Source organism: Leptolyngbya sp. PCC 6406, assembly GCF_000332095.2.
Lineage (GTDB): Bacteria > Cyanobacteriota > Cyanobacteriia > Phormidesmidales > Phormidesmidaceae > PCC-6406.
Window position 1 is genome coordinate 154,247 of sequence record NZ_KI913950.1, and the last position, 26,661, is coordinate 180,907.

At 51.3% G+C, this 26,661-nt stretch carries 22 protein-coding genes; 7 read left to right on the top strand and 15 right to left on the bottom strand.

The genetic code is table 11. From position 1 onward, the window contains the following. Positions 1–180: 180 nt before the first annotated feature. Complete coding sequence (locus LEP6406_RS0225280) at positions 181–5,565, bottom strand: ATP-binding protein (RefSeq protein WP_008318602.1); 5,385 nt, start codon at positions 5,563–5,565, stop codon at positions 181–183. Between the two features lie 537 nt (positions 5,566–6,102). On the opposite strand from LEP6406_RS0225280, the gene LEP6406_RS0225285 reads away from it, so the two are divergent. Continuing rightward, a complete protein-coding gene (locus tag LEP6406_RS0225285) occupies positions 6,103–9,276 on the top strand; it encodes a hypothetical protein (protein WP_008318604.1) in 3,174 nt (1,057 codons plus the stop codon). Between the two features lie 13 nt (positions 9,277–9,289). On the opposite strand, the gene LEP6406_RS0225290 is transcribed toward LEP6406_RS0225285, so the two are convergent. Continuing rightward, positions 9,290–10,345 carry an NAD(P)-dependent alcohol dehydrogenase gene (locus LEP6406_RS0225290; protein WP_008318607.1) on the bottom strand — a complete coding sequence of 352 codons (1,056 nt, stop codon included), beginning with the start codon at positions 10,343–10,345 and terminating at the stop codon, positions 9,290–9,292. A gap of 209 nt (positions 10,346–10,554) precedes the next feature. Between LEP6406_RS0225290 and LEP6406_RS0225295 the strand changes: the two genes are divergently transcribed. The 4 genes from LEP6406_RS0225295 (at position 10,555) to LEP6406_RS33455 (ending at position 12,162) form a co-directional block, all read left to right on the top strand. Then, a complete protein-coding gene (locus LEP6406_RS0225295) occupies positions 10,555–10,941 on the top strand; it encodes a VOC family protein (protein WP_008318609.1) in 387 nt (128 codons plus the stop codon). A gap of 14 nt (positions 10,942–10,955) precedes the next feature. Beyond that, the gene (locus LEP6406_RS0225300; RefSeq protein ID WP_008318611.1) at positions 10,956–11,375 is read left to right on the top strand and encodes a VOC family protein; all 420 of its coding nucleotides are present in this window, start codon (positions 10,956–10,958) and stop codon (positions 11,373–11,375) included. A 204-nt stretch (positions 11,376–11,579) separates the two neighbouring features. Then, on the top strand, positions 11,580–11,915 hold the full coding sequence (locus LEP6406_RS0225305; protein WP_008318613.1) for a DUF433 domain-containing protein: 336 nt from the start codon (positions 11,580–11,582) through the stop codon (positions 11,913–11,915). Further along, on the top strand, positions 11,905–12,162 hold the full coding sequence (locus tag LEP6406_RS33455; protein WP_008318614.1) for a DUF5615 family PIN-like protein: 258 nt from the start codon (positions 11,905–11,907) through the stop codon (positions 12,160–12,162). Before LEP6406_RS0225305 ends, LEP6406_RS33455 begins: the two co-directional genes overlap by 11 nt. A gap of 67 nt (positions 12,163–12,229) precedes the next feature. Here the strand turns inward: LEP6406_RS33455 and LEP6406_RS0225310 are convergent, their stop codons facing one another. The 8 genes from LEP6406_RS0225310 to LEP6406_RS34560 form a co-directional block, all read right to left on the bottom strand. Further along, the gene (locus tag LEP6406_RS0225310; RefSeq protein ID WP_008318617.1) at positions 12,230–15,517 is read right to left on the bottom strand and encodes a helicase-related protein; all 3,288 of its coding nucleotides are present in this window, start codon (positions 15,515–15,517) and stop codon (positions 12,230–12,232) included. Between the two features lie 9 nt (positions 15,518–15,526). Next, complete coding sequence (gene lexA / locus LEP6406_RS0225315) at positions 15,527–16,213, bottom strand: transcriptional repressor LexA (RefSeq protein ID WP_036031802.1); 687 nt, start codon at positions 16,211–16,213, stop codon at positions 15,527–15,529. 134 nt (positions 16,214–16,347) lie between these two features. Beyond that, positions 16,348–16,992 carry a DUF4230 domain-containing protein gene (locus tag LEP6406_RS0225320; RefSeq protein ID WP_027269443.1) on the bottom strand — a complete coding sequence of 215 codons (645 nt, stop codon included), beginning with the start codon at positions 16,990–16,992 and terminating at the stop codon, positions 16,348–16,350. Positions 16,993–17,119: 127 nt separating this feature from the next. Beyond that, a complete protein-coding gene (gene tumE / locus LEP6406_RS0225325) occupies positions 17,120–17,512 on the bottom strand; it encodes a toxin TumE (protein ID WP_008318623.1) in 393 nt (130 codons plus the stop codon). After that, positions 17,502–17,732 (bottom strand): antitoxin TumA, encoded by a 231-nt coding sequence (gene tumA, locus LEP6406_RS0225330; RefSeq protein ID WP_008318625.1) that lies wholly within the window; start codon positions 17,730–17,732, stop codon positions 17,502–17,504. Before tumA ends, tumE begins: the two co-directional genes overlap by 11 nt. Before the next feature lie 57 nt (positions 17,733–17,789). Next, a complete protein-coding gene (locus LEP6406_RS0225335) occupies positions 17,790–18,398 on the bottom strand; it encodes a hypothetical protein (RefSeq protein ID WP_008318627.1) in 609 nt (202 codons plus the stop codon). Between the two features lie 22 nt (positions 18,399–18,420). Continuing rightward, positions 18,421–19,047, bottom strand: a complete 627-nt coding sequence (locus LEP6406_RS0225340; RefSeq protein WP_008318628.1) for a hypothetical protein — start codon at positions 19,045–19,047, stop codon at positions 18,421–18,423. 112 nt (positions 19,048–19,159) lie between these two features. Then, on the bottom strand, positions 19,160–22,915 hold the full coding sequence (locus tag LEP6406_RS34560) for a DUF1156 domain-containing protein (RefSeq protein WP_008318633.1): 3,756 nt from the start codon (positions 22,913–22,915) through the stop codon (positions 19,160–19,162). 147 nt (positions 22,916–23,062) lie between these two features. On the opposite strand from LEP6406_RS34560, the gene LEP6406_RS0225350 reads away from it, so the two are divergent. Then, a complete protein-coding gene (locus tag LEP6406_RS0225350) occupies positions 23,063–23,695 on the top strand; it encodes a type II toxin-antitoxin system toxin DNA ADP-ribosyl transferase DarT (RefSeq protein WP_008318634.1) in 633 nt (210 codons plus the stop codon). 85 nt (positions 23,696–23,780) lie between these two features. Next, positions 23,781–24,824 (top strand): type II toxin-antitoxin system antitoxin DNA ADP-ribosyl glycohydrolase DarG, encoded by a 1,044-nt coding sequence (locus LEP6406_RS0225355; protein WP_008318636.1) that lies wholly within the window; start codon positions 23,781–23,783, stop codon positions 24,822–24,824. Between the two features lie 7 nt (positions 24,825–24,831). Here the strand turns inward: LEP6406_RS0225355 and LEP6406_RS0225360 are convergent, their stop codons facing one another. The 5 genes from LEP6406_RS0225360 to LEP6406_RS0225380 are packed head-to-tail and all read right to left on the bottom strand — an operon-like array spanning position 24,832 to position 26,660. Then, on the bottom strand, positions 24,832–25,332 hold the full coding sequence (locus tag LEP6406_RS0225360) for a PIN domain-containing protein (protein WP_008318638.1): 501 nt from the start codon (positions 25,330–25,332) through the stop codon (positions 24,832–24,834). Continuing rightward, on the bottom strand, positions 25,329–25,610 hold the full coding sequence (locus tag LEP6406_RS0225365) for a hypothetical protein (RefSeq protein WP_008318640.1): 282 nt from the start codon (positions 25,608–25,610) through the stop codon (positions 25,329–25,331). Before LEP6406_RS0225365 ends, LEP6406_RS0225360 begins: the two co-directional genes overlap by 4 nt. A gap of 26 nt (positions 25,611–25,636) precedes the next feature. Next, on the bottom strand, positions 25,637–26,023 hold the full coding sequence (locus LEP6406_RS0225370; RefSeq protein WP_008318644.1) for a hypothetical protein: 387 nt from the start codon (positions 26,021–26,023) through the stop codon (positions 25,637–25,639). Between the two features lie 33 nt (positions 26,024–26,056). Beyond that, on the bottom strand, positions 26,057–26,308 hold the full coding sequence (locus tag LEP6406_RS0225375) for a DUF4926 domain-containing protein (protein WP_008318647.1): 252 nt from the start codon (positions 26,306–26,308) through the stop codon (positions 26,057–26,059). Positions 26,309–26,321: 13 nt separating this feature from the next. Beyond that, a complete protein-coding gene (locus LEP6406_RS0225380) occupies positions 26,322–26,660 on the bottom strand; it encodes a DUF6883 domain-containing protein (protein WP_008318649.1) in 339 nt (112 codons plus the stop codon). Position 26,661: the final 1 nt, after the last annotated feature.

Consider the following 26,661-nt stretch of genomic DNA (forward strand, 5'->3'; position numbering starts at 1 on the left):
CCGGATGGGCTTTGGCAGGTGGGGCGATCTCGTTGGGCTTTGATAAAGCTGATGGCATTCGATTGTGGTCGATGGTGTTAGCTCAATGCAGCAATTGTTGTGGGTCGTCTTATCCATGCCAGTAGAATGGCAGCATATTGCATAAAATACACATAGCTAATCTAGCGATGTGTACAGCCGTTAGCTACTGGAAGGATTTGACAGAAACTTAGTTACTTGATCTGCTAAAACGCTTGCTCCTACTGCATCAATTCTCTGCAATTGACCAATCATAAACTTGAAGCTTTTACATCGAGACTGCCTGTCAATTATCCATGTATAGTCAGAATCCCAGAGCTCTGCTAAAACTTGAACCAAAGCCTTACTCTCTTTGCTCTTGCCATCAGAAATAGTTTCCGGTTTTTCAATTAAGAGCTGGAAAATTGTTCGCCGCAATTGCTTAAAAATTTTGAGTTTAGCTATGTGATAAAGCTTCTCCCTCAAACGATAATGAGGAGATAGAATTTCTTGGTAGCGTTTGACGAAATTCACAGCAAACTGATCTATAAAATCCACATCTACAGTGTACTTAGGGTTTCGAGAAATAAGTTCAATCATTCGTTCCCAGACATTCTCTTTTCTTCCAAGGATCTTAAGGCTAGATGATGACTTTTTTGTAAATTCATTGAGATAATCTCCAATTGTAAAGACTGTTTGATGATGCAATGAAATACTTGTTTTTTCAGCAGCAGAACTATCCGTAGAACTGTATATCAGGCTGTCAATCACATGCTCCAGAAAAATATAGTCGATTAAGTTAATCTTCTTGTATTCGCAAATGACTTCGTTTAACCGACTCACAAAACCTGCTTCACTTGGCTTAAGTATTTCATCTAAAATCTGATATTGAACTGGATAGAGATGTATTTGTACATGCGATCTACTGAGTATATTTTCTTCTTCTTCACTGGCTTGGAATTCAGAATATGTATTTTCTCGCTCATAAATCAATTCAGCTATTACTTGTTTCTTTCGGTCTGTGACATACTCTGAGCTTTTATCATTCTGTCCTACTATTCGAAATACAGGAATTAATACCGCCAATAAGAATTCCCAATCAAAAGAATGATGAATATATCTGTCCTTGAGCCATGTAGGAATTTTTTGTAGAGACTCATTCAATGATTCTGGAATCCACTCAGAAGCATTGGAAATCGTAATCGGCTGTAACTTATCCTCGATAAAGTCACGCTGTAAGCTTACCCAAGCCTCCTGAACTTGAGGATTCTCCCTCTTGCCAACTTCATAATCAATTTCTTCAGGACGTGGAACTGTATAAGAGCCATTAGATCTGACAACTTTCTGAATACATCTAGCATAGGCTAAAGTATGAGTTAGTGTTATTAAGCGGGCAATATAAGGAACTAAATTGATGATTTTTTGAGTAAGCAAATGTTCAAACCCATATTCCTCAAGCCAAGACCTCAAGAAAGCTGATGTATCTCGATTCCGTGCGCCAATTAAGCATCGGAAAGTTGCAGCAAGCATTTCGCTTTCAAGCGTAAGTCTCCCTATTAAGTTAGGAGCTATATGAGAAATAAAGGCTCTAGCATCTAGGTTGAAAATCTGAGTGCGACTGAAATGATCCAGGAAAAAAGGAGCATTCACAAGAATTTCGGCCAAACAACTCAATTCGGCTTCTAATTCTTGACTTAAAGGTTTAAGTGGTGATTGTAGGATGATCGCAATGGATGCCCAGATAACATTAAAGAATGCTTTTGATTCGAGATTATTCCTAAACATTTCAACTTTTTCGTCACTAGTCAAAATATCTTCGAGATAGTCATGAATCTCTAAGGTTTTTTCCTGCTCTCCATCAATAATATTTCGACATATCATTGTAATCTGATGATGACAGAGATTTAAAAGAGCATTCTCAGCTCTAGCATCAGCTTCCTCATTTTCGGACAAAGTTCCAACAAACTGAAACTCATGTTCATCTTGATGATTAACTTCTCTTTTCCAATTGTTTGGTTCAAACCATGCACGAATTTTTAAGGCTCTTCTGCGGCTTACCTCCGGAACTAGCGCAAGTTGAATATCGTCCCAGTTATTCAGAAATTTTGCTTTTTCTTTGTATGGGATAATTTCGTTTATCCATAGGCCCAAAATTATTCTCAACAAATCATATTTGCGATATGAAAGTCGATTAAACTCTAGCAACTCCCATTGCTCTTCCTTTAGAAGTTTTCTGGAGCCAATGCTGTCGAAACCATAGTTTTGACCACTACTATCAATCTGTTCTAACTCTAACCATACGAGTAATTGTACTGATGAAGCGAGCGGCATCAGACAGCCGCTTAGGAGACGAGAGTCACATTTCGCCAATGTCACTAAAACGCCTAAAAGCGCAACTGTATCACTTTGGTTTAATATGGTATCTACAGCGCATTCAAGTTTATGCCTAGAAGGGCGGCTATAAAGCCATCCTTCTAATGTCATAAGAAGACAGTTAATAATTCTGGGGGGCAGCAAACTGTTTCGGTGCCAGTAAAGAGTTTTTCGTTCTCCCTCAAATTGTTTATTAACATTCCCAATAATTAAACTAAGCTCATGTGTATCAGCCCGAAGAGGATCAATTAAACTATCCTCTAAATAACTTGCTCTTTGGTCGATTTTTTCACAATTATTTTGATTGTTTTTTGTCGCAATTTTGCAAAGGATATTGATGACTTTGATGGCAACTGCTTCATCAATTTCTAGTAATGAAAGCAACGGGAGGAATTTGAAGGTACAAACATCGATATCATTAGAGCCAGCTATCCCGATATGTCGATTATCCCAATCAAAATCCATATCATTTTCATAGCGGTAGCTTGGCGGTTGAATCATCAAAGCTAAGAATAACTCAACTCCAAGTTGAAGATTGGTAAGGATAACTGCATTTAGATATAGACCATTCCGGCTAAGCATGAACTTTCGGAAACGGTGATTAACTTCTCCTAACGGGCCTTGTGGATGTGGTGTCTCAAGTATTCCTATACCAGGTCTACTCAATAAAGATGAAACTTCCGTGGGTTCTAGCTTGTTTGCCGGGACAATTTCTCGGCCTGCCAATACTCTGAGAAACCATGTTGCACGCTCTTGAGTGATGAGGAGAGCAAAAACTATACAAGAAAAAGCATTTTCCTCAAAATCACCCAAATAGTAGCTTCTTCTCCTAGGTGGCTCCGGTAGCGAGACCCTCTCTTTCTGTTTCTCTTTCTGTTTCTCTCTCTGTTTTTGTTGAAATAGCTCTGCAAGCTCGGCAGAGCTAAGACTGCGCCCCCGTGACTTAGGATTAGACAACAATACTTTCTGTGCCAAATCAAGCGTAAATTTGGCAACTTCATTTCGAAGCGAGAATTCTTGCGCCTTCTCACCCCAATTCAACCAAGCCTCTGATGCCTTAAAAACTATGCAGGATTCTTCAAGTACGTTTTCAGGATCTTGGCACAAAAGCCAACGCCATATAGGTTCCCAAAACTCTGGTTGAGGAATTCCGATCACTTTCTCTCGAATCGTAATGCGTGTTTGGAGAGGCTTAGATTTATAGTCATCTGCATGAAAGGGATCTTGTATTGTTGCGATTCTTAGAAGGCGAAAAATGAGACGTTTAATTACAAAAGACAGACTTCCATCTGGACATTCTTGCAAAACATAGCTTGGCTGCTTGCTTAAAATTGCACCATCCAAAAGTAGATCTAAAAGTTGTGAATGCTTGTATTCTAAAGCTTCACAAAAAAGTTCCTGCCAAGTTTCCCTTTGCTCCTCTTCTAATGCCATCTGTAGTGAAAACCAGCGAATTGGTTGAACCCAAAATGGATTTTTCAACTTTTCTACTAAATATTCCCCTTCAATCTCTCTACATTGGCTTCGAAGATACTGAAACCTTGCACAGTCTCCAACAAAGCGATGAGTAGTAGCGAGCCGTTCGTCCTCAATATAAAGACAATCACGCCTCACCAAAGCGTTTAAAGTGCTACTGTCGATGGACGAATTGAAATAGCATGGAAGATCGGGCAAAAATTTATCGGCCAACTCCTCAGAAATTTCTATCAATGCTCGACCTAAATCACTAGTTTTTTGCCCATTTTGAATGTAGTATTGCCAAAACCAATTAAGCAAGTCTAAATCGTTTCTAAAAACAGGTATATCAATTTTCTCTTGTTGAATACTGCGAACTAGCCAATCAATTAACTTCAAATTGAGCGCAGGTCCAAATTCGTGACGTCGTTGGATCAGCTGGCCAATACTATCAGGCAGGTTTTCAGAAGACTGAAGTTCATCTACGGGAAGTTGCGGTAGTTCAACATCAGTGCAGGTAGAACTGTTGCCCAATTTGGCGGATATTTTTTCATAAATACGATTTCTAGCATCTATATGAGAAACAAGAATAAAACGAATATCTGAAAATTTACCAGCAGCCAACGTTTTTTGCAGTAAATCCAGAACAGCATCCAAGTGGCGATCATCCACATCACTTAGATCATCAATTATAATAAGGCTAGGCTTTTGAGTAATCTTAGCGTTTAAAAGTTCGTCAAGTCTTCTTAGCTTGTGACTGGCATTGACTTCTGAGGACTCAGTAAAAACAGTGATATCAGATGCCTGCAAGAATAAGCAGTCAAAATCCCGGTTAAATTCTTGCTGAATACCTAACTTGCAGAGTGCCGACTTTCCCGATCCAGAAGGGCCTACAAGAAGAGTAATATTCTTTTCATTTAAAGCTAGCCGCAACTCCGAAATCTCTGTTCTAGGCAGAACAATATTCTGACCAAGAGTCTCTCGAATAGCAGAAAGATGGCTCTGAGAACAGCTGAATAGTCTAGCAAGTGTTGTGCGAAATGCCTTTAGGCTTCCGTCGCTCGAAAGCTCTTTCCAGATTAATGTACTTATACTCTCTGGAGAAAACCCAGAACCAAGCTGAAGAAGATACCCTAGCCAGCGCGCAATTGTCGTTTCTGCATCTTCATTTCTCACAAGAACTTGTAATTCAGTTAGAAGCTTAAATCTTGGATCAGGCACTATTTCATAGCGGATTTTTTCTTTAAATAATTTCAATTCTTCTTGAGGATATTTTTGAGATTTGGTTCCCCATCCTTGTATAACTTTCGGTGGGTTTTTATCACCTTTGAACTGACCTGATATTACAAATTCGAGATGTGTTGCTAGCTCAGGAGTTTCTGTAGAAGCAAGTATGAAAATGTCCCACAATTCCTCAAGAGCTTTCCTGAGGCCGCTAGCAGAGAGAGTTCTCTTTGCCTGAGTCAAAATAATATATTTTCCAGTCTCAGTAATATCGGAAATATCTTCAGAAAGAACACGTTTGGCTACTTCTAAGTCTTGGCGTTGAATATCAGTTGATTTTTTCCATAAAGCTACGATTCTTAGAAGCGTTAACAGAAATTGATATTCAAAACCACTGATTGATAATAATCCACCCTGTGCCTGGTCAGGATAATCTTGCTTCCATGCTTTCCTCAGCTCAGTAACCTGAGCAAGTAACGAGAAGTTATGTGCTTCTGAAGGTGATGTTGTCATCATTAATCAAGCCTTCTTGGCCATAAGAAACTAGAAGCCTAGAACCTGTAGAGGGTATCGATACTCACCCTGCAAGCAGGTTAGTTTCTTTGAACTATAGCGCATCTTAAGCAGCGAAGACTGTGGATTTTCTATATCTTTCATCAAATACCTAGTAACAAGATAAATAGGATAAGTCAAAGAACTCAATAAGTGCTCGTTGGACACTGGACTTCTGACGGGTGATAAGCCTCTAAAAGCCCTGCCAGGTATACATCTCGGGCTGTTTGCAGTAAATCAGCTAGAACCCTTGCGAGACAATTCTCTCAGGCGTTCATCACCTCTTTGGAAATCAGTGCCATCACCCAGGATCTGCACTGGCTAGAGCCCAGAGGTTGGGGCGCTCTATGACGCAGCCCCTTCTCTATCCGAAGATTGAACTTTCAGCGCCAGAGCGGTCATCGGCCCATTCATCGGCTAGGACAGAAATAGCCCCACCCACCCTGAACCCAGAAAGACCCCTAGCGGGGTTGAGGGGAAGTGTAGTGAGCATCAAGACCTATGGCCCCTACGACCCTGATTGAAGCCAATAGACTGCTAATTCCAGTTCTAGAAATTAGTGAATCCGCCCAAGGCAGACGGCGATTTCACCTGCAAAAACCCGCCACCCCCGAAGGCGACTACGGCAGGATGCCCGTCGAGAATGCCATCCTGGGACAACTCTGCACGGCGTCAGAGCTAGAGACCCTGTTGCTGCTGAAAGTCAACGCCCCCGAACCCAACCCAGAGCTGTTCAAACCCCTAAAACTAGCCACTTCTGGTTCTGGGGCAGGGGAACGGCGCAGCCTGATCTTCTCCTCCGGCCAGAACCATTACTTCGGCGGAGATGCCCTCAAAGCCCAAATCCAAAACTTCTTTCGCTCCGAACCAGATGCCGCCTGCCGCTATGGCTCCCTGTTCACCTCCAACTGCTACGAAGGCACCGCCCGGATTCAAGGACTGCGGTTCAAACTAGTGGACTATACCCAGCCCGAAGCTGCCCGATTCCAGAGCGGAGACTGCCACGGCAAATGCAGCAGTGCCCTAGCCGCCGCCCTCAATGGCAGCCCCGAGCGGCCCTTTCAGTTTCGCCTCGCCTGGAACCGGAATTGGGATGTGACCGAGAGCCCCGATGCCCCGGTCAGCTTCATCGCCAAGGGCACTCTAGCGGTCGAGGATGACCTGGTGGGGGACTACGACCTTATCCTCGACCGTAGCTCCATCAAAGGCATCCATAAAACAGTGCTGGATGACTTCATGCCCCTGGGGGACTACTACCTACCCCAGGTAGTGATGGGGAATCGCCAGAACGCCACCGCCACCCCCTACCGCAATAGCTGGCAATTCACCGCCTGCTTCAGCCCCGCCGCGATCGCTGCCGACCTCGGACCCATCACCATCGCCAAAGCCGCCCGTCTCGCCCAGATCCAATCCGACCCAGCCCGCCTCAAGCGCCTGATTCTAGCGGAAGCCGCCGAACGCAACCAGGGAGCCGAAGGCTTAGATGGCCGTGACCAAGACCGAGAGGGCGACCCCGACCCGGCCATGATTCAAATCCTGAAGGCCGATGTCCAAGGCATCTTGAGCCAAAGCCCCAAAGTGCAAGACTACTGCGCCCGCTTCCTGCAACGACAATGGCAAGAACTGGCCGTCAATGGGGGATTCAAGCATCACTCCGCCCTGGCCCAACCCGCCCCCCAACTGCAATCAGGCCAAGTGTGTATCCCAGGGGTTGCCGATGGAGAAGAGGTGATTGTCACCCGCTCCCCCATTCCCAGCAAAGACAACATCCGCAAATACATCAATCGGTCAGTGCCCAAACTCTGCCAGTACGAGAACGTGATCTGGATGCATCCCGCAGATGCGGCCCAGTTCCACCAAGGGGACTTTGATGGCGACCAGATGCAATGGTCCTACGCCAAAGACCTGCCCCACATCGCCCAAGAAGTCGCCTGGACCCATGAACCGGGGGACTTTGAAGCCATTGTGCAACGGCCCAAACAACCCTACATCCTCGTAGATCGCTCTGGATTCACCTTCGAGCCAGCCACCCACATGCAACCGGCCCCCGTGCTATCCGGCAACCTGAGGGAAGCCGCCGCCTATGGCAGTGAAAACAAAGTCGGCATCGTCGCCACCCTCATTGGTCGGGTGCAGGGTTCCCAACCGGATTCCGAAGACCGCAGTAGCCCTGAAGCCCTAGCAGCCTTTCATCAAGACAAGAAAGCCCTGCTGACCCGGTTGATGCAAGCCCTGCAAATCGAAGTGGACTATGGCAAAAGCGCCGAACGCCTAGAAGATGTCGAAGAGATTGGTGGCAGCACCCTGTTGGCAGAGGCTAAGGACTGGGCCGATGCCTACCCCATGCCCTTCTTTGACTTCCACAAAGACCGGAACGTGTACCGCACCTACCAGATGCCGGAGGGAGAAGACCTGAACAGTGCCCTCGACGTGTTGCCGAAACTGGTCAATGCCCAGTGGGAACCGGCTCGATTGCACCATACCCCCCGGCATTACTTCCAAGGGGCGGTGGCGAACCTGCCCCGATTGAAGGAGTTTGAGCGCTTCACCCGTAGCCATGAACTAGACGCAGACGCCAAAGCCATCAAAACCCAGTACAACGAAGCCCTTGGAGACCTGAGGAAACAGGGATTGGAGGGGCAAGCGTTCCGCAAGTCCATCAAGGCGATCTATGACGCGATTCAAGCGGACATTGATGCCAGAGACTATAGCCCCCAGGAGTTGATCGTCTTTCAACAAAAGCTGTGGGTGGCCTGCCACAGTGCGGACCAGCCCGATGAGTTCAGACAGGCGTGCCTAGCGTGGGCGGAGGGCAAAGACACCCACTTTGGGGCCAAACGGATGCAACTGCCCTACCATGCCGTTGAGAATCAGCAATGGGTGCTGAGTGCGCCCTTTGGTCCTGAGGTAGAGGCGGCCAAGGCCAAACTGGATGCAGCACCAGGGCAGTACACCGCCTTGATCAGCACCCATGGCCCCTACGTTGACTTTGTCCTGGAGCGGCCTAGCCGTCGTTTGGTGAGCCAACTGTTAGCGGCATACCCTGACCACGACCTTCAGCCCCAGTATGGAGGTCGCATTGAAGCCCCAGCGAAATACTTGGCATGGGCGCAGCCGCAACAGACTGCCGGGGGATTGGGATCCTTGGCCTACAACCTCTGCTTGCCGACGTTAGTGGAGCGTCTGCGCCACCACTGCCCAATCCAGGAAATGCAGTTGATTGGGTTGCAGTACAACGAGCATCAACAGACTGAGGGGTTTGCAGAGGGCACACTGCTACGGGTGGGACGGCTACCCGCAGACCACCCGGATCTGCGTCATGCGAATCAACCCTGCCTTGAGACCCTAGATGGCAGGGCGATAGGGACTTTTGCCCAGAATAGCCGGATGCCGATGCTGGGTACGGTCTTTCAGGCCCGCTCCATTGAGATTGAGGGATATACGAAGGATGGCCGCAATGCTGCTGCTGTGGTGAGGGTGGAACCGGGGACGTTGCGGGTGCCTCAACGCTCTAGTGGTGAATTCCAAGACCCGGAGGTGGCGAAGGGGGCAATTTTGGGTGGAGAGGTGATGTTGGAGGAGATGGGGGCGGCGGTAGGTGCGGAAGCACAGTGCCCACGATCTCACCGGGGCGTGGGGCGTAAACACCAACAGAAGGTGGAAATGGAATTGTAAAACCTATTTGTAATCAGTCCTTCAGCGAAGCCATATCAATCACAAATCGGTATTTCACATCGCTTTTCTGCATACGTCCATAGGCTTCATTAACATCCTGAATGTTAATCACTTCCACGTCCGAAGTGATGCCCTGTTCACCACAAAAATCGAGCATTTCCTGGGTTTCGGCAATGCCGCCGATGAGCGACCCTGCCACCGATTTCCGCCCCATGATCAGCGGCACAGTATTTAAGGTTGGCATCAGATTGCCTAGAAACCCGACTAGTGCAAGCGTGCCATCAAGCGTTAGCGCTGGCAGATAGGGGTTGAGATCGTGCTCGATGGGTACGGTATCAATAATCAGGTCAAACTGTCCCTTAACGGCCTTCATTTGGGCTGCGTCGGTAGAGATCACGATGTTGTCTGCGCCGAGACGACGGGCATCCTCCTCCTTACCGGGAGAACGGGTAAACAGCGTAACCTCTGCGCCCAACCCCTTCGCCAGTTTCAGCGCCATATGCCCCAAACCACCAAGACCAACAACCGCCACCCGACTGTCCTCACCTACCTGCCAATGACGCAGGGGTGACCAGGTGGTAATCCCGGCGCACAGCAATGGTGCAGCCCCTTTGAGGTCTAACCCGTCAGGAATTTTCAGCACAAATTTATCCGACACGACGATTTTCTCGGAATAACCGCCAAAAGTGGGCGTGTGATCCTGGCGATCTTTGCCGTCATAGGTCAGGGTTGGAAACTCCTCACAGTATTGCTCTAAGCCTTGTCCGCAGGGCGCACAGTTCTGGCAAGAATCGACCATGCAGCCGACACCCACCTGATCCCCCAGTTTGAAGCGCGTCACCTCTGTCCCCACGCTGACCACGCGACCGATAATTTCATGGCCAGGTACGACTGGGTATGTCGTACCTCCCCAGTCATTGCGGGCCGTATGTAAATCTGAGTGACAGACGCCACAATAGAGAATTTCGATCTCTACATCGTCAGCGCGGGGCTCGCGACGCATAAAGCGATAGGGTGCTAGATCGGCTGTGGCAGACTTTGCAGCGTAGCCAAGTACATTTGTAGTCATGGTTGCTTCTCTATTGTGGATGAGGTTTCTTTATTGTTAGGGATCTGCGGGTTAATGGTGTATCAGGTGGCCAGGTTTTGACTTTCGCGAGTGGACGCCGTATAGAGACAGATCACACCTCCATTGAGGTTCACTTCATCTTGACTAAATAGTCTATATGTACTAATTTGTCGGCATTGGTTGCATTCAACCCCATTATTTCTACTGTCATGCCCCCACCTTATCGACCCGACAACTATCCCGCCGTTTCTCCTTATCTGGTGGTAGACGGGGCCGATCGCACCATTCAGTTTCTCACCGATGTCTTGGGTGCCACCGAACTGCGCCGGTTCCCCGACACCCAAGGATATGTCATTCACGCTGAAGTACGCCTAGAGGATGGCGTGATCATGCTGGGGGATCAGGCTGAAGGTTGGCCTGCCCGCCCAGCCCATGTCCATATCTATGTGCCGGATGTCGATGCCACCTACCAAAGTGCCCTCGACTGGGGTGCGACCTCGGTGCAGGTACCGATGCAAAAAGATGACGAAGACAAACGGGGCGGAGTGAAAGATCCAGGGGGTACCACCTGGTGGATTGCCACAAGAGTTAAGTAAACGGTCAATCAGCTATGGACAACACCAGCATCATTTCCCATATGTCCCTGGGCACCAACGACTTCGAGCGGGCGGTGGCCTTTTACAATCGTGTCCTACCCACCCTGGGCTGCCAGTGCATCATGCGAGAACCAGGGGCGATCGCCTACGGCAAGCAACTGCCTGAGTTCTGGATTCAGACTCCTATCGATGGCCAGCCCGCCACCGTGGGCAACGGTACCCATGTGGGGTTCATCGCTCCCACTAAAGAGGCTGTTCATGCCTTCTACGAAGCGGCCCTGGCCGCAGGGGCCATTGATGAAGGCCCACCGGGTCCCCGCCCAGACTATGGTGACCCCTACTACGGCTGCTTTGTGCGCGACCCCGATGGCCACAAAATTGAAGCCGCCTTCTGGGATATGGCCCTAATTCAGGCGCAGTATCTCAACCCTTGATGTTCTCAGCCGCTAGTGAAGGAATCGCGGGAGGCTGAGCGATCGCTACTTTCGCGATGTCCGGTCGGTCTTGCTAGAGCGGAGTCGAACCCAATGACCTGCAACCTTTCAAGACCAGTAGTCAAGCCATATTGCAGGACATATCAGTTCCATAGCTGAATCTATTCACGGAACTCACTCTAGTGGCCTACAGGAGTTAAGTCGATGAATCCCCAACTGGCAACCTCATTAGCAGAAGCGGTGTCAGCTTTGTCCATAGAAGATTTCCAGGCGTTTCAGGCGGACTTACTGGGTCACATGGTGCAAAAAACACCGGGGGTAGCCGGAGGCCATGCCTGCATTCGCAACACTCGTATTGCCGTATGGACGTTGATCTCCCTAGCCCAGCAAGGGCTAGACGAAACAGCTTTGATCAGAAATTTCCCTGGGCTGACTCCCTTTGACCTTTTGGCCGCCCGAGTCTACTACCAGACCCATCCAGGGGAAATTGATACCCTCATGGCCTCTCACCACAGCGAGGAGGCTTGGGATGCTGTTTAGGCTCTATGCCAACGAAAATTTGACCTTCGAGTTAGTTGAGACCCTACGGCAACGAGGACACGATGTGTTGACATCCCTGGATGCAGGGAATGCAAATCAGCGGATTCCCGACGCTCAGGTACTTAAAACAGCCACAGCAGATAATCGTGCCGTTATTACCTTGAACCGAGATGACTTTTTAATGTTGCGGGGTCTGCGGTGGCCATGCCCGCATTCGCAGTGGAAGCCAAATGGGCTATGGCCTTGACATCCTCCCCGACCAAAGAGACGGGGCTACCAAGCTTCCGAGCTTTTTCAGGTGTTTTGAGGTGCGCCTAGGCTTGCCCCTGGGCCACTAGGGCAGCAAAGAGCGGATCACCCCAAGCCATCAGGCGCAGGGAGGGATTCTCATCGTATATATTGGGCTGGAACGTGACTGAGTAAACCCGATCGCCCCACTGCAACTCCCAGATGTCGGGTTCCTTGGGAGAAAAGCGAATCCCCTTGGCCTGGAGAAGCTGGGACTGGGTGAGGGTGCGCTCAATGTCTGCCCAACCCACTGGACTAGGGGGCAAGGGACGCTGGATCTCTTGTAAATCCGCCTCTACATCCCGCTGCACCATGTCATCTAGGCCGGGACGCAGGGGCGGGGTGTCGAGCACTTGGTCAAACTCCGACAGCAACACATCTTCTTCTTCCGGGTCAACGCTCATGGTGGCCTTTTCTAAAAAGGTGGGTACCTGGGCCAGGATGGGCTGGAGGTTACCGACGACAGCGGTAAAGGCATTGATGCGATCGCGCAATTTCCGGTACACCTTTGCCTCCACCGTGCCGTCGTAGTAGAAGTTGTGGATGGTGACGGTGGGGTAGCGCTGGCCAATGCGGTCAATACGGCCAATGCGCTGCTCCACCCGCATCGGGTTCCAAGGCAGGTCGTAGTTGATCAACACCCCGCAGGTTTGTAGGTTCAGCCCCTCGCTGGCGGATTCGGTACAGAGCAGGATTTTAATGGTGCCCTCCCGAAACAGGCGCTTGATAGCTTCCTTGGGGACGCTGGCCCATTGCCCATCGCGCCACAGTTCGCCACCCCGCCCGGAGTAGCAGGCTACTTGATCGCCATACAGTTCCCGTAATTGGCCCCGTAGGAAGTCCATGGTGTCGGTGTACTGGGTAAAGGCGATCGCACTTTCCCGATTCACCAACTCCTGCCGTAGGGTGGTAATGAAGTGGGCCAGTTTAGTGTCTTCCCCAGTGTTCTCAAACTGCCGCAGCAGGGCTTCTAGATGCTCAATTTCCCTGGGGTCTACGGGCTCCATGTAACCCTCCAACCCTTCGATCACCGCATCATCAGCATCGTCCAGATCCGCCAGGTCATCGGTGGTGAGGCTGCTGCCCTGTTGAGTGATGAGTGAATCCAGCCGTCGCTGGAGGGATTGCTGAATGGCGTAGAAGGAACTGGTCAGCCGCTTGCGGTACAGAGTCATTAAAAAGCCTAGAGCTTTGCGCTGTTCTTTCTGGGCCAGACGGTAAAAATGGCGCACATAGTCGCTGACTTGGCGGTAGAGTTCCGCTTCTCGTAAGGGTTCTAACGTGATGGCGTTATCGCGCACTTCGCGCCGGGGCACGTCTTTGTTCAATAGACCGAGGCGATAATACTCCCGTAGGGTGTCCCGCGTGTGGCGGAACATCATGTCTTTGAGGGGGGTGTTGGTGGAAAGGAATTGCAGGGAGGCGGCGATAAAGGCATCGTCTTGCAAGTAGGCGTGCTCGTTGATGGTTATTTTCAGCCGCCCCCGCCACACGGCCTCAACGGTGCTGGCCAACATCCGGTTTTGCTGACTGAGGTGCTGCTGAAGCCGGGGGCAGGGCTGGCCCCCACGGGCAAAGTAGTCGGCAGATAGGGTTTGCCAGAAGTTCAGCAGGTGGCGATCAGGCTTGCTATCGAGGGAAGCAAAGTAGTCGCAGAAGGTGTCGCCATCGGCCCAATGGCCCTCTAAACCCAGTACATCGAGCAGGTCAAAGACTTCAATGGGGTCGATTTGCATCGGGGTGGCCGACAGCAAAATCAGCGCTTTGGTTTTGTCGCGCAGTTGCTCCAGCAGTTGCAACAGGCGGTTGGGGGTATCTTTGCGGGCCTGGGGCGATTTGCGGCGGGCGTGGTGGGCCTCATCGAGGATGACCAGATCCCAGGGTTCGGCATCGAGCAGTTCTTGCATCCGCTCTTGGCGGCGCACCAGGTGACTGGATGCCAGGATTAGATCTTGCTGATTCCAAATGGTGCTGAGGCTTGACGCGGAGAGGGGGGGAGGGGGAGACGCGGAGAGGGCTTCATCCCCGTGTCCCCCTGTCTCCGTGTCCCCGATTCTCCTGATCTCCGTGTCCCCATATCTCCGTATCGCTCCATTCTTGCTACCAAACGGATCAACCAACTCCCCTCCTGTCAGGCTCCAAAAGTGGAGGTTAAACTTTTCCCGCAGTTCTTCGTGCCACTGGGGTTGCACACTGGCAGGGGCTAGCACGAGGACGCGCTTGACCTTTTGGGACACCAGTAGGTAGCGGAGAATCAGCCCGGTCTCGATGGTTTTGCCCAAACCCACCTCATCGGCGATTAGGAAGCTGCGGGGGAATTCGGCAGCGGCGCGTTTGAGGATTTTGATCTGGTGGGGCCAGGGCTGAATGGGGATGGAGTCGAGACAGGCGGCGAGACAACCAGGATGTTTATGGATGTTTGCGATCGCACCAAACATCTCCTGTTCCCTGGCTAGTTCTGACGCGGTGAGGGGGAGAGGGGGAGACACGGTGATGGGATTATCGCCGTCTCCCTCTGTCTCCGTGTCCCCGTGTCCCCAGTTCTCCGCGTCTCGAAGCGGTCGTTGATCAAACTCATCCTCAATTCTCCAGGTGGGTTTTTGGGGAGGGGCGTAGCGGATCAGCTTGCGTTTGACGGCATCGGGGACTTCAAATACCCGGACGCTAGGAATCTGGTTATGCCAGTGCTGCTCGAACCGCCGTGTTTCTTCTTGCACACGGGCCAGGTCGCGATCGCCCTCCCAGGAGCAGAAGACATGGAAGGATTCGACATTGAAGTTCCAGCCGCCACTGGATTCGTTGTTGGAGCCGGTGGTGGCAATCTGGTTGTCGTCAGCGTCCGTGAAGAGGCAAACTTTCTCGTGATAGATGTAGTGGGTATTGATGGCCTCATCGGGGTCGAGGGGCTGGCCATCGTGGCGCAGGGGGATGGCGATGCGGATGTCGAGGCGATCGCTCTGAATCAGCCAGCTCAAGATTTCGAGGCGTTTGAGCTGGGCGAAGTTTTCTGGTGGGGTGAGGTTGGCGTCTAGGTTGGCGGCGACGGCATCACGAAGGGTGTAGCCCTGTTGAATGGCCTGGAGATCTGCTTTGCTCAGGTGGCAGCTCATAATCAGGCGGATGCGGCCCTGGTTCTGGAGGAAAGCGCCGAGTCCCCCGGCGACTTGGCTGAGGATGGCGCTGCTGAAGAAACCGGATTTGCGATCGTATTGGGTGGCGCGTTCGAGGGCAGGGATGTAGAAGTCGGCGACGGGGTTGCTGGTGTCGCTGGCGTAGCTAATTTTCCAGGGATAATCGGCCAGGGAAGCGAGCATGGAACTGGGTTACACCAAATCTCGAACTAGCCCAACATAAATGCCTTCTACAGAGACGTTCTGGGCCGCTACCTGAATCGTAGAGTAGTTCGCATTTTCTGGCGTTAGAAAAACTTGGTCGTCCACCCGTCGCCATCGCTTCAGGGTGGCTCGATTTTCCTGCTTTACCCGCGCTGCCACAATTGCACCATTTTTGATTGCCTTGACATCAAAGGGTTTCTCCAAAACCACCACATCGTTGTCAAGAATATGGACATCCATCATGCTGTCTCCCCGCACCCGCAGAGCAAAGCGCTCCAGTCCTCGGGATTTTGGGGAGAACAGATCGGGGGGAATATGGGAAATTTCATGATCGGGGAAGAATTCAACCAAGCTCCCTGCCGCGATCGCACCGCAGATGGGGATTCCCAGAAAATCCGACTTTAGTGGCTCCACGTCCGCTAATCGCAGGGTTCGGGCCTTATTCGGGTCACTAATCACCAGGCCCGCTGCTTTCAGCTTGCAGATATGGTACCGCGCCGAATTTACTGACTTGAACCCCACGGCCCGCTGAACATCCCGAAAGGTCGGAAAGTAAGCATGATCAGCCTGGAAGTCCCGCAGCCACTCCAGCACTTCTTTGGTTTTGCAGGATAGCGTCGTCATGACTTGCGCGATCGCGGGCAAAGGATTGTCGCAAATCGTCGAATAGTTCACATGAACTATAGCGCTTTTGTTAGAGCCTTGCCAAGACCCATATGCCAAGACCCATAGATCATAGGCTCAGATGCGCTAAAGGCCCTGAAAACTGGTTTTCAGGGCCTTTTCAGTACCGAGTTGCTGGGAACGTATCAAGCTGTGGGGCAAGCTGTGGGGGTGGTCTTAAATGTCACCTGCTGGAAGCCGACTTTGGTAAGGATGGCTCGGATTTCAACTTCAGCATTATGGGTGGCTGCGTTTAGGATGCCGCTGGTACAAGCCTTGCTACTCATGGCAGCAGCGGCTTGGCGCTGAGCATCTTGATAAATCTCAATACCTGCTTTAGGGCCAAACCAATTTCGATAGTTCGCCAGGGTTTCAGAACGCTCGGGGTTAAGACTGATATTCATCTCTGCCGCTGGTATGCGGAGTGTGACGCTTCGCGCTTCCCGATTGAACTTCACCACCTCAATACTGTGAAGGTCGATCCCGGCGCTTGCTTTGCCCACTGCGGCGTAGACCAGGTTGGTGGTACCGATAGGAATTTTCAGGACTTTGGCAACTTGGTCAATCGTGACGTTCGCACTGATGTCTTGACTGGCCGTGGTCAGCAGGCTCTCAGCTTGGATCTGGCCCAGCAGTAGATCCTGGACTTCAGTGATGGTGGTGATACTAAAGGGGCTAGGAAGAGCTTGCAACAGGAAGGCAAGGGCCAGTAGCAGCCCGATCGCGATCGCCCCCAGCTTGACCATTTGTCCTGTGACATGGTCTGTCAGGTTGCCGATTGTCTTTGCCATGCCGTCAAATACTGACACGAGATTACAAGCTCCTATGTGAGGTGGGGAACAGGTGGAACCCGCAGGAATATCGTCTGCGAAATCCGGCCCTTTCCGTAATTATGACGACGGCACCCCACCCTTGGGATCATTGAAAACCCGGAAGTTGCTGGCTGACTTCCTGCAATACCTGGGTGATATCAGGTTTCTCACTGGCAATGACGACCTTGGGCAAGTGCTTGTGATGCGGAAAGGTGGACAGGTCTGGAAAGTGAGGAGTGCTGTCGTAGCGAAACAGCAGTTGATTGTTCTCATCCTGGCAATGGTAGCGATAGTCCAGGAAGGTCAGTTGATTCTCGACCACGACTACTGCTTCATTGATCTCTAGCAAGCGTCCTGAGTCAAACCGAAGGCGTAGCCGTAGGTTTACCCGTTCAGGGGTCAAAATTTCTTCGGTGTAGCGCTCGACGTAAGCGGTGGGGTACTGGGAGACGGCAGCCTCAACCTGTCCCAAATAGCGAGACAGTTGCTCATGCAGCATGGCTGAGTCTAGCTTCTAGGTCTTGGCGTAGGGCGATGTAGTGGCGATAGTCATTGGCCCATTCCACATAAACGGTGTCGTCTCCCAATTGTCCTTGGCCGTATTGATAGAAGAATTCTTCTGAATCCATCTGAGCTTGAGTTTCATACAGGCTTAGACGCTTGGCCACGGCCACTAGGGCATCCAGCGGGGATGTGTACTCAATGATTTGCTTACGCATCGTCACCTCCATAAATAACTGAACTGCTGATGGATTGTAACCTCAGACATACGGATTTCAGGGTAAGTGTAGTTCGCACTGCCGAAAGATATAGTGCAATTGCCCCAGGATGTTTTCGAGTTCGCTGATGGAATACAGCAGGGTTTCATAGCCTCGTCCGGCCTGATCAAGTTTGTAAAACTTCCAGCCTTCGCCGTTGGTGACAATGCCAAACACATCGATTGCGCGATCGCCCACTCGATTACTCCACTGACACGCTTGCATCTCTACCAAACATTGGGCTAAGCCTTGCTCAAAGTCATCCTTTTTGGCTTCAATAACACAGAGGAAAGGCGCTTCCAAATAGCCGCGATTTTCGGCAAGGAGGTAGTCTGCCGCTCCATGGGCAATGTCGCTTTCCAGATTTGCCCCTTTCCAAAATTTGAGGCGTTTGAAATCCTGAATGGCTTCGATCAAAATGGCATCAATCAGTAGCTTTTTGCCCTCTTCGGAGCGCTGAGTATCAAAAGCCTGTAACCGTTCCAAGTGAAGCTGAAAGGCATCGGTGGGGGCAACGGGGCTAAAGTCAATCGTCCAGGGAATGAGTTGCGTCAGGGACAGTTGCTTATAGGCTTCGCCCAGAGTAAACCGGGAAAAGGCTTTTTTCTTAGGGGCTTTAGCAGTCACGATCGCGTCCTCCCTTTATTCTTTAGCCTAGATTTTGTTCGCACAATTGAAAGACGTAGCGCAATCGACCCAGCAACAGATCCATATCGCCCGTGGAATACACAGGGGTTTCGTAGACTGCACCCGTTGGGGCCATGCGATAAAATTGCCATGCTCGGCCATTGGTGACGATGCCGTAGACATCAATCTCTCGGTCTGCCTGGTGATTTTGCCACTGGCAAGCCTGCATTTCGACTAGGCATTGGGCCAGCCCTTTCTCAAAATCGTCCTTCTTGGCTTCGATGATGCACAGTAGGGGAATGTCTAAATACCGTTTCCGCTCGGCGATTAAATAATCGACATAGCCCGCCGCTACATCGCCTTCGAGTTGTGCCCCCTTCCAAATTTTGAGATGATCGGTGCTGGCGATCGCCTCTTCGCAAATGGCATCAATCAGCAGCTTTTTAGATTCTTCGTAGCCCTCTAGGTCAAAGGTTTGCTCTAGGCGGTGGAGCCGTTCTTGAAAAAAGGTACTGGGTTCAACCGGGGGCGCTGCTAGTTCCCAGGGAATGAGATCGTCTAAGTGGAGTTGTTTGAAGGCTTCGGCATAGCTAAAGCTGGAAAAGTTTTTCTTTTTGGATTTTGGAACCTTAGCCGATGTACCCGCCATAATGCCTATTCCCTATGAACTCCTAACTAACCCTATGGTGACGCAACCCCAAAACCCTCTCCGCGTCCCCCCCTCTCCGCGTCCCCGCGTCTCCCTCTCCCCCTCTCCCCGTCTAAAACAGCCCCATCTGCCCTCCCTGAAACTCCAGCTCTGGCTGTACGTAGAGCACTTTGGCCTGAATCTCGTCCATCGCTAGCCACAGGTCGGCCAGGGCTTTCTCCTCCACCATCCGTTTGCGTTCATCGCCGATGTGGGGGATCGCCTTGAGGGCTACTTCCCAGGCGCGCATGAACAGGTCGTTGCTGAGCAGGCCAGTGGTTTTGAGGAAGCGGCGGACGGGGTCGATGCTTTGCTCTTCCAGGTAGAGGGCGATGATGGCGTGGAGGCCATCGACTAGGGCGGCGGCGGTAAATTCGTCGGGGTTAGTGGAGAAGGCGCGTTTTTTGAGGCGTTGTTGGGGAGTGAGCAGTTTGCAGGTGCCGCTGGCGGAGTCGATCAGCTTGTGGGTTTTGGCCAGGTCGCTGACGTTGAAGCCGCCGACGGCGAGGGCGAGCTGTCGCGCTTCATCGAAGGGGAACTCGCGGGCGCGGAAGGCATCCCAGGCTAGGATGTACCACTGGGTGAGGGGGTCGAACCCGGCGGTGTCGGCTTCGAGCAGTTTGCGGAAGCGGTAGTTGGCGATCGCCTTACGAGCTTCCCCAAAGGCGACTTCGGGGCGCATTTCAACGCCGGAGCTATCGAGGACAGGCCAAGCGCGGCTGAAGACGTTGAGGGCGGGGCCAAAGGCGCTGAGGTAGAGGTCAATGCCGCCGATGTCGTTGGCTTCAAATTCGGGGGCGCGTTGCTCGACGAGGTTGGCGAGTTCGGGGCGCAGGTCATCCCACCAGGCGGAACCGGCGTTGGGGTCGCGCTTGCGGCAGACGAGGAGCACGGTGCTGGAGACGGAGTTTTTCTGGGCCTGGTGCAGGTTTTGCGGGTTCTCGGTGCTGACGGCCCAACTGGCGGTGATTTCAAAGCCTGCGTCGATGAGGGATTTGGCGAGCACGTCCCAGGCACCGGAGTCTTTGTGGTTGAACTGAACGGTCATGACGCCGTCGTCACGGAGGACGCGGAAGTATTCGGCAAAGGCGAGGGCCATTTTGGCTTCGTAGTCGCGGTTGGCGAGTTCTTCCGGGCTTTCGCCCATGTTGCGGAAGCGGGAAGGGTTCGCAACGGCTTCGCGGTCTTTGTCGGTAAGTTCGGAGAGGTAGAGTTCGGGGAAGATGTCACCGAGAACGCGCTTTTGCCAGACGTAGAAGAAGTCGGAAAGCTCAGAATATTGGATGGTGGCGTAGTAGGGCGGGTCGGTAACGATCGCATCCAAAGATTTGTCTGCAATATGGGCCAGGTTATCTGCTGAAGCAGCGACAATTTTGCAGCGGTCGAATCCCCCTAAATCCCCCTTTTCAAGGGGGACTTCCGAACCCTCTGCTTCCCCCCTTTCAAAGGGAGACTGGGGGGGATTCCCTTCTGCGCTAGCGGCGTTGCATCCCCCTAAATCCCCCTTTTCAAGGGGGACTTCCGAACCCTCTGCTTCCCCCCTTGCAAAGGGGGACTGGGGGGGATTCTTCTCCCCAATCGCCGCACAAACCCCCTCAAAATTATTCAACACTTCATCATTGGTAAACCGCAACACTGTTAGCCCATAGGCTTCTAGAATTTGTGTCCGCTCTGCATCATAAGCTTCCGCCTCATCCGTGCTATGAGTATCACCATCCACCTCAATTACCAAGTAACGAGAAGGACAGTAAAAATCAACAATAAAATGGTCAATCGGTCGCTGCCGCCAAAATCGCTCCTCTAATGTTTTCAGATACTCATGCCACAGCTTTTTCTCCGCAGTGGTCATGTTCTTACGCAATTCCTTCGCCCGCGCAACCAGTTTTTTGTTGTAGGGCAAAAAGCGAGAATCATAAGACAGGTTCCGCTGTGCTGCCATCGCTTGAATCTGGGCAACTAGCTGCTCATCTCTGGGTCTGACTTTGGGAGCAGGTCCAGAATCTTCTGGTGGGGTTTGCAATCGGGACGCTTGCGCGACGGGGATGGGGGATGGGGGATTTGGCTGGAAGTTCAAAAGGCTGGGATGATCTAAGCCAAGTTGTTTACAGAGAGCTTCGTAGTCAGATAAAACTTTGTCCGAACACCATTGCCATAAACGAGTGCTACCGTTTGTTTCTGGGTAGTTCCAAAACAAATTGAGTGAGTGCTGCCCAGAAGCGCCTTCAATTTTTGGCCCCATTGTGTTGACGTGGGCAAGCCTACAATTAACGTCAACACACCGGTCAAGCACTAAATCTAGATAGGTTAAAATCGCCGCCACCTTCTCTAGCTCGTGCTCTGCCCTCAGCTTCTCCTTCACCTCATTCAGGATTTCAACATACGTCACTAGCGTCAAAAGCTGACGAGGATTAAAGCAGTCTTCATATTGACGTAAACCGTATTCATAGTTCCTGGGAGAATCATGTAATCCTGTACTTGTAGCTTCAACAGGAATAATCTCTTCTAGAATAAGCCTATCTTCATTTTTTCTTAGTTCTATTACAGCTTTCTCAACACCATCCAGATCGACCTGGCTAGGAATTCTAAAATCAAGGTTACCTTTCCCCTTCTTGAAGGCAACTGCATAAAGTTGCTGGCCAAAATCATTGATTGATGAGTAAGCCTTGATAGTCTCATCATCTAAAATTGAACTGCAATTACAGCACTTGCCAACCCCACGACTAATCGTATTAAAATCCCCCGGATCAAAATCTCCTTCAGGTGTCTGAATCGTCGTTCCTTTTCCCTTTCGCCCCTTCACCAACTCAAAATCTACCCGCCTTTCTGCCAGATTTGGAATCGGCTTCACCGCATACCAATCGCTCGTAACCTTTCTGGCCTGCCCTGCCCCAGCATAGTTACTCGTCTTACTCAGCCACCAATTTGGGCTCAACGGCACCACCGACTCACAACTCGGACACACCACTGTATGCGCCCACAAATAGTTTTGGACTTTTGTGTGAGAAGTTTTTGATCCCCCTAAACCCCGGTCAAATCCCCCTAAATCCCCCTTTTCAAGGGGGACTTCCGAACCCTCTGCTTCCCCCCTTGCAAAGGGAGACTGGGGGGGATTCCCTTCTGCGCTAGCGGTGTTGTATCCCTCTAAATCCCCCTTTTCAAGGGGGACTTCAGCATCCCCCTCTTCAGCACCCCCCTTAAAAAGGAGGGCCGGGGGGGATTCCCTTTCAAAGGGGGGCTGGGGGAGATTCTCTTCTCCCGACGGAAAAAACGACCCTAACCGCTTTTCCGCCTCATCGCCCACCCACTTCACCCACTTGTCAATGTCATGCTGCAAATCTGGCCCAAACTTTAGCGGGTACTCCATCGCCGCCTTCATCGTCACCACCGCCACCGGGTTCAGGTCGCTGGCCAGCACATTCAACCCATACCGCACCGCCTCAAACGGAATGCTGCCACCCCCCGCAAACGCATCCAGCACCGTCGGCGTGCGCGTGCCCCAGGTCTGCTCACACAGGTCATGCACCTGCTTAATCCGCTCCGGCGAAGGCGGGGTTTTGTAGAGCTTGGTGGTGGTATCCGGCTGCCCCCCCAGCCGCCGCTCCAGCCCCAGCAGATACTCAAACTCCTCCATCGTCACCGAATCCGGCAGCAGCGACCCCAACACACTGGCCCGACTAAACGACAGCGGCTTCCGCGAATACCAACGATGCAGCCCCTTAAACGGGTTGCCCCCATGCTCGTAGTACACCTGCCTATTCAGCAGCGTCACCGGAAAAATCTTCTCGATAAAAACAGCGGGGCGGGTGGGCTTGGGCGTTGGTTCGGTCATGCTAGGCTCCATAGCTCATCCCATTGTACGAAGCGAAAAAAAACTGCCTGGACTTAGCCGGTATTGCTTAACAGCCCTGGCCCTAGCCCGATCGCCCGACCCCACCCATTGCTACGCTAAGGAGCACTCACCACCGCCCTGTGTAGAATGCCCGTTTGGCTATACCACATTACCCCCATCAGCAACCTGGCTACTATCGTGCAGGCCGGTACCCTATTAGCCAAAAACCGGCTGCAAGCCAACGAGGCCGACTACACCTCCATTGCCTACGAACACATTCAAGATCGGCGCTACTCCAAAACGGTGCCCTGTGGCCCTGGTGGCGTGCTGCACGACTACGTGCCCTTCTACTTTGCCCCCCGTTCGCCCATGCTGGGGGCAATCCACATCGGCAACGTCACGGGTTATACCAGCGGACAGCGGTCTATCTTGCATCTAGTCACCACCGCCGAAGCGATTGCAGAGGCCAGTCTAGGGTTTGTATTTAGCGATGGCCATGCCGTCATGGGCTACACCAGCTTCTACGACGACCTCAACGAAATCGACGCCGCCATCGACTGGGACATCATGCAGACCAAGTATTGGCGAGATACCGAAGAGGATGGCGATCGCAAGCGTCGCCGCCAGGCCGAGTTTTTGGTACACCAAGCGGTGCCTTGGCCCTTGATTCGTGGCATTGGGGTGATGGATGAGGCGATCGCTGCCGAGGTGAACCAAATTTTGCGACAATTTGGGCAAACGATGACCGCCCGCCTGCGCCCCCAGTGGTATTACTCGTAAAATTCAGTTGACTTGATTACTCCCCGATGGTCTTGAACCCAATCCCCTCTATTCAGTACAATTGAACTAGTAATATGACGACACAATGCTCAAGCTAAAGCGTGGCAACCTCCTAGACGAAAAAACTGAAGCCCTGGTGAACACCGTCAACTGCGTAGGTGTCATGGGCAAAGGAGTGGCGCTGCAATTTAAGCGGGCATTTCCAGACAACTTTAAGCAGTATCAAAAAGCGTGCAAGAACAACGATGTCGAGCCAGGCCGCATGTTTACCGTCGCCACCGACTCCCTGCTGAACCCTCGGTATATCATCAACTTCCCGACCAAACGCCACTGGCGGCAACCCTCCCAGCTTGACGATATCAAGGCCGGGCTAGTCGCTTTAGTAGAAGAAGTCCAACGATTGGGGATTCGGTCGATTGCCATCCCCCCCCTAGGCTGTGGCAATGGGGGACTAGACTGGGCCGAGGTAAAACCGCTCATTCTAGAAGCCTTCAAATCGCTGCCCAATATTGAAGTGATTGTATTTGAACCAGCCGGGGCACCGCCGGTTGAAGCGATGGCGATCGCCACTTCAAAGCCGCCAATGACAGCCTTTAGAGCCGCCCTGATTCGGATTTTAGAACTCTACGGGCTACCGGGGTATAGCGCCAGCCGCATCGAAATTCAAAAGCTGGCTTACTTTCTCAAGGTGGCTGGAGAGCCCACGCTGCAAACCCTGGCCTACCAGCGCTTTCACTATGGCCCCTATGCCCATAACCTGGGCCACGCCCTGCAAGGTATGGAGGGCCACTACATTCGTGGATACGGTGACGGTAGCGGTCGTGCCCAGATTCAGGTCTTGCCCGCTGGGCATGAGGCGGCCCAAAGCTTCTTGGCTGACGGCCAAAATGCTGACCCCTATTTAGAGCGAGTCAGTCAGCTAATCGAAGGATTTGAAACCCCCTACGGCCTAGAAATGCTGGCAAGCCTGCACTGGGTAGCCCAAGAAGACCCTCAGACAGCAGTAGATTGCGAGGTGGCCATTGAGCGGGTGCGGGAATGGAGCGATCGCAAGAAGAACCTCTTTAAGCCCCAACACCTCGCCATGGCCTGGAACCACCTAAAAGCCCAAGGCTGGCTGACTGTCTAATGATTTTTTAAGGCCAGCTCAGAGGTCGGATGTTATTGAAATTAATGGCATCTATATTTTGGCTTTGGAGATGTGCCGTCAACCGTAGATCATCGGTCAGCACCAGATAGCGATCGCGAGCTGCGCTGGCAATGCCACAGTCCGTTAAACCAAATCGCTGAAATTCAGGGAATGTAGCCAATGTGGCGCTGGCTTGGTGATCTTCCTGCATATTTGTAATGGCTTGGCCAAACAAAGATATACAGCGCGATCGTTCCGGCTCTCCTATCTGATTCACAAAACTATTGACCTCAGTCAAAATATTGGGTGTAGTCACGATGGTCTGAAAAGAAGCCATAATCTGCGACAGCAAATCAAAATCTTCTGGGATAAATTGTTGAGTGCGTTTGAATCGAGTAATTCGTTCTCGGTTCACAAGCCCTACAACGTACAGCAGCAGAATGTTAGTGTCTATGAGTAGCCCCAATGAACGATACCGACTCAGTAGAGCTTTTATCTCCTCAATCATAGCGTCCGAATTTTCATGGCTTTGACTTGCCCTGTTGCTGTACTGATCTCAAATACCTTGTATTCTCGCTGAACTTGAGTAGGCACCAGTTGGTTGTCGGCTGGGCGTGTGAAACTCAGCGTTATATGCCACAGATGATCGTCCTCAGATATCTCAGATTCTTCAAGGCGAATATCATTAACCAGCCCTCCCATAAATCCCTGAAGCTCTGAGAGGTAGGCTTTTGCTGCCTGAGTCGCCTGTTGAACGTTAATGGATGAGGCTGTGCTTTGAGTCATGGTTTTATCCTATTTTTTCTTTTAAGTTAGCTGCTAGTCGATATATTTAAGGGCTCAATGATGAACCACTCATGGTAGAGAATCGCCAGGTAGAAGTCTTGCTTGGGGATGCGATCACAGACTGCCATATACCCACTCATAAACCAGTCGTCGCCGTAGGTGGTGTCTTTCAAAAATAGCGTGAGGGAATTGCCATCTGCGCTCCAGATGGTGCGGAGAATGGTGATGTTATCATGGTGTGATCGCTCAACGGGTAGTAAAACTGCCCGCCCCTCAATCATCGTGAATTCTGGGTCATACCACTCCAACACAGAGGCCCAATCCTCCGGTCCCTCGTGCTTCTCAATAATGCGATCCCACCGAACCGCTTTAATCGCGGCCAAAGAACTCGAATCGAGATCTGAAAGTTTCATAACTAAAGCCACCTTTATCTAGTAGAGCCATCGTTAGCTGGCTGCGGCTAACTCCATAGGCTCGTAGTACAGTGGCAGGAGTTGTTCAGCTCTAATCGCCAACATGGCATAGGCTTGGCCATCGGAGCGCGAAAACTCAATTTCAAAAGCTTCTCCATCTCCTAGCTCTTCAACCACCGTACCGACTTGTCCTCGCCGCAGTAAAATTTGCCCGCCCCGTGGGAAGCGCTGAGCAGGAATATCTTCCATCAGGGCAACTATGTCATGGAGATGAATAGTCTTCATAACGTCTCCTTGCTTAGATCGGATAAACACTGGTCAGTCGCGGATAAGCTTTGTCGGGTTGAATAATCCAAGCACTCCGCACCATAGATGTGCCAACTGCTGTCGTCATCGAGAAATCAATCACGTAGCGTTCTCCATACAGGTCAGATGTCGTGAGAAACGCCGGTTTTGCTGCCGCTGCTACAATGAGCGCTTCAACCAGCAGAGCCTTATTGTCTAGGGTAATTCCTAATTTTGACCGAAACAATCTGGCCTTGTGTTTCCCGCTAGAGTGATTGAAGTCCAAAGCATAGGTCTCCAGCTTCTCCACTATCTGCGCCGGATTAGCGGCATCTCCGTAGGGTAACTTCAAT

Coding starts and splice junctions, on each gene's coding strand:
- LEP6406_RS34560 (WP_008318633.1), bottom strand. CDS start 22,915: ATGACCGAACCAACGCCCAAGCCCACCCGCCCCGCTGTTTTTATCGAG.
- LEP6406_RS0225300 (WP_008318611.1), top strand. CDS start 10,956: ATGGACAACACCAGCATCATTTCCCATATGTCCCTGGGCACCAACGAC.
- LEP6406_RS0225295 (WP_008318609.1), top strand. CDS start 10,555: ATGCCCCCACCTTATCGACCCGACAACTATCCCGCCGTTTCTCCTTAT.
- LEP6406_RS0225280 (WP_008318602.1), bottom strand. CDS start 5,565: ATGATGACAACATCACCTTCAGAAGCACATAACTTCTCGTTACTTGCT.
- LEP6406_RS0225310 (WP_008318617.1), bottom strand. CDS start 15,517: ATGCTCGCTTCCCTGGCCGATTATCCCTGGAAAATTAGCTACGCCAGC.
- LEP6406_RS0225360 (WP_008318638.1), bottom strand. CDS start 25,332: ATGATTGAGGAGATAAAAGCTCTACTGAGTCGGTATCGTTCATTGGGG.
- LEP6406_RS0225375 (WP_008318647.1), bottom strand. CDS start 26,308: ATGAAGACTATTCATCTCCATGACATAGTTGCCCTGATGGAAGATATT.
- LEP6406_RS0225320 (WP_027269443.1), bottom strand. CDS start 16,992: ATGGCAAAGACAATCGGCAACCTGACAGACCATGTCACAGGACAAATG.
- LEP6406_RS0225285 (WP_008318604.1), top strand. CDS start 6,103: ATGGCCCCTACGACCCTGATTGAAGCCAATAGACTGCTAATTCCAGTT.
- LEP6406_RS0225340 (WP_008318628.1), bottom strand. CDS start 19,047: ATGGCGGGTACATCGGCTAAGGTTCCAAAATCCAAAAAGAAAAACTTT.
- LEP6406_RS0225350 (WP_008318634.1), top strand. CDS start 23,063: ATGCCCGTTTGGCTATACCACATTACCCCCATCAGCAACCTGGCTACT.
- LEP6406_RS0225365 (WP_008318640.1), bottom strand. CDS start 25,610: ATGACTCAAAGCACAGCCTCATCCATTAACGTTCAACAGGCGACTCAG.
- LEP6406_RS0225355 (WP_008318636.1), top strand. CDS start 23,781: ATGCTCAAGCTAAAGCGTGGCAACCTCCTAGACGAAAAAACTGAAGCC.
- LEP6406_RS0225305 (WP_008318613.1), top strand. CDS start 11,580: ATGAATCCCCAACTGGCAACCTCATTAGCAGAAGCGGTGTCAGCTTTG.
- LEP6406_RS0225290 (WP_008318607.1), bottom strand. CDS start 10,345: ATGACTACAAATGTACTTGGCTACGCTGCAAAGTCTGCCACAGCCGAT.
- LEP6406_RS0225370 (WP_008318644.1), bottom strand. CDS start 26,023: ATGAAACTTTCAGATCTCGATTCGAGTTCTTTGGCCGCGATTAAAGCG.
- LEP6406_RS33455 (WP_008318614.1), top strand. CDS start 11,905: ATGCTGTTTAGGCTCTATGCCAACGAAAATTTGACCTTCGAGTTAGTT.
- tumA (WP_008318625.1), bottom strand. CDS start 17,732: ATGCGTAAGCAAATCATTGAGTACACATCCCCGCTGGATGCCCTAGTG.
- tumE (WP_008318623.1), bottom strand. CDS start 17,512: ATGCTGCATGAGCAACTGTCTCGCTATTTGGGACAGGTTGAGGCTGCC.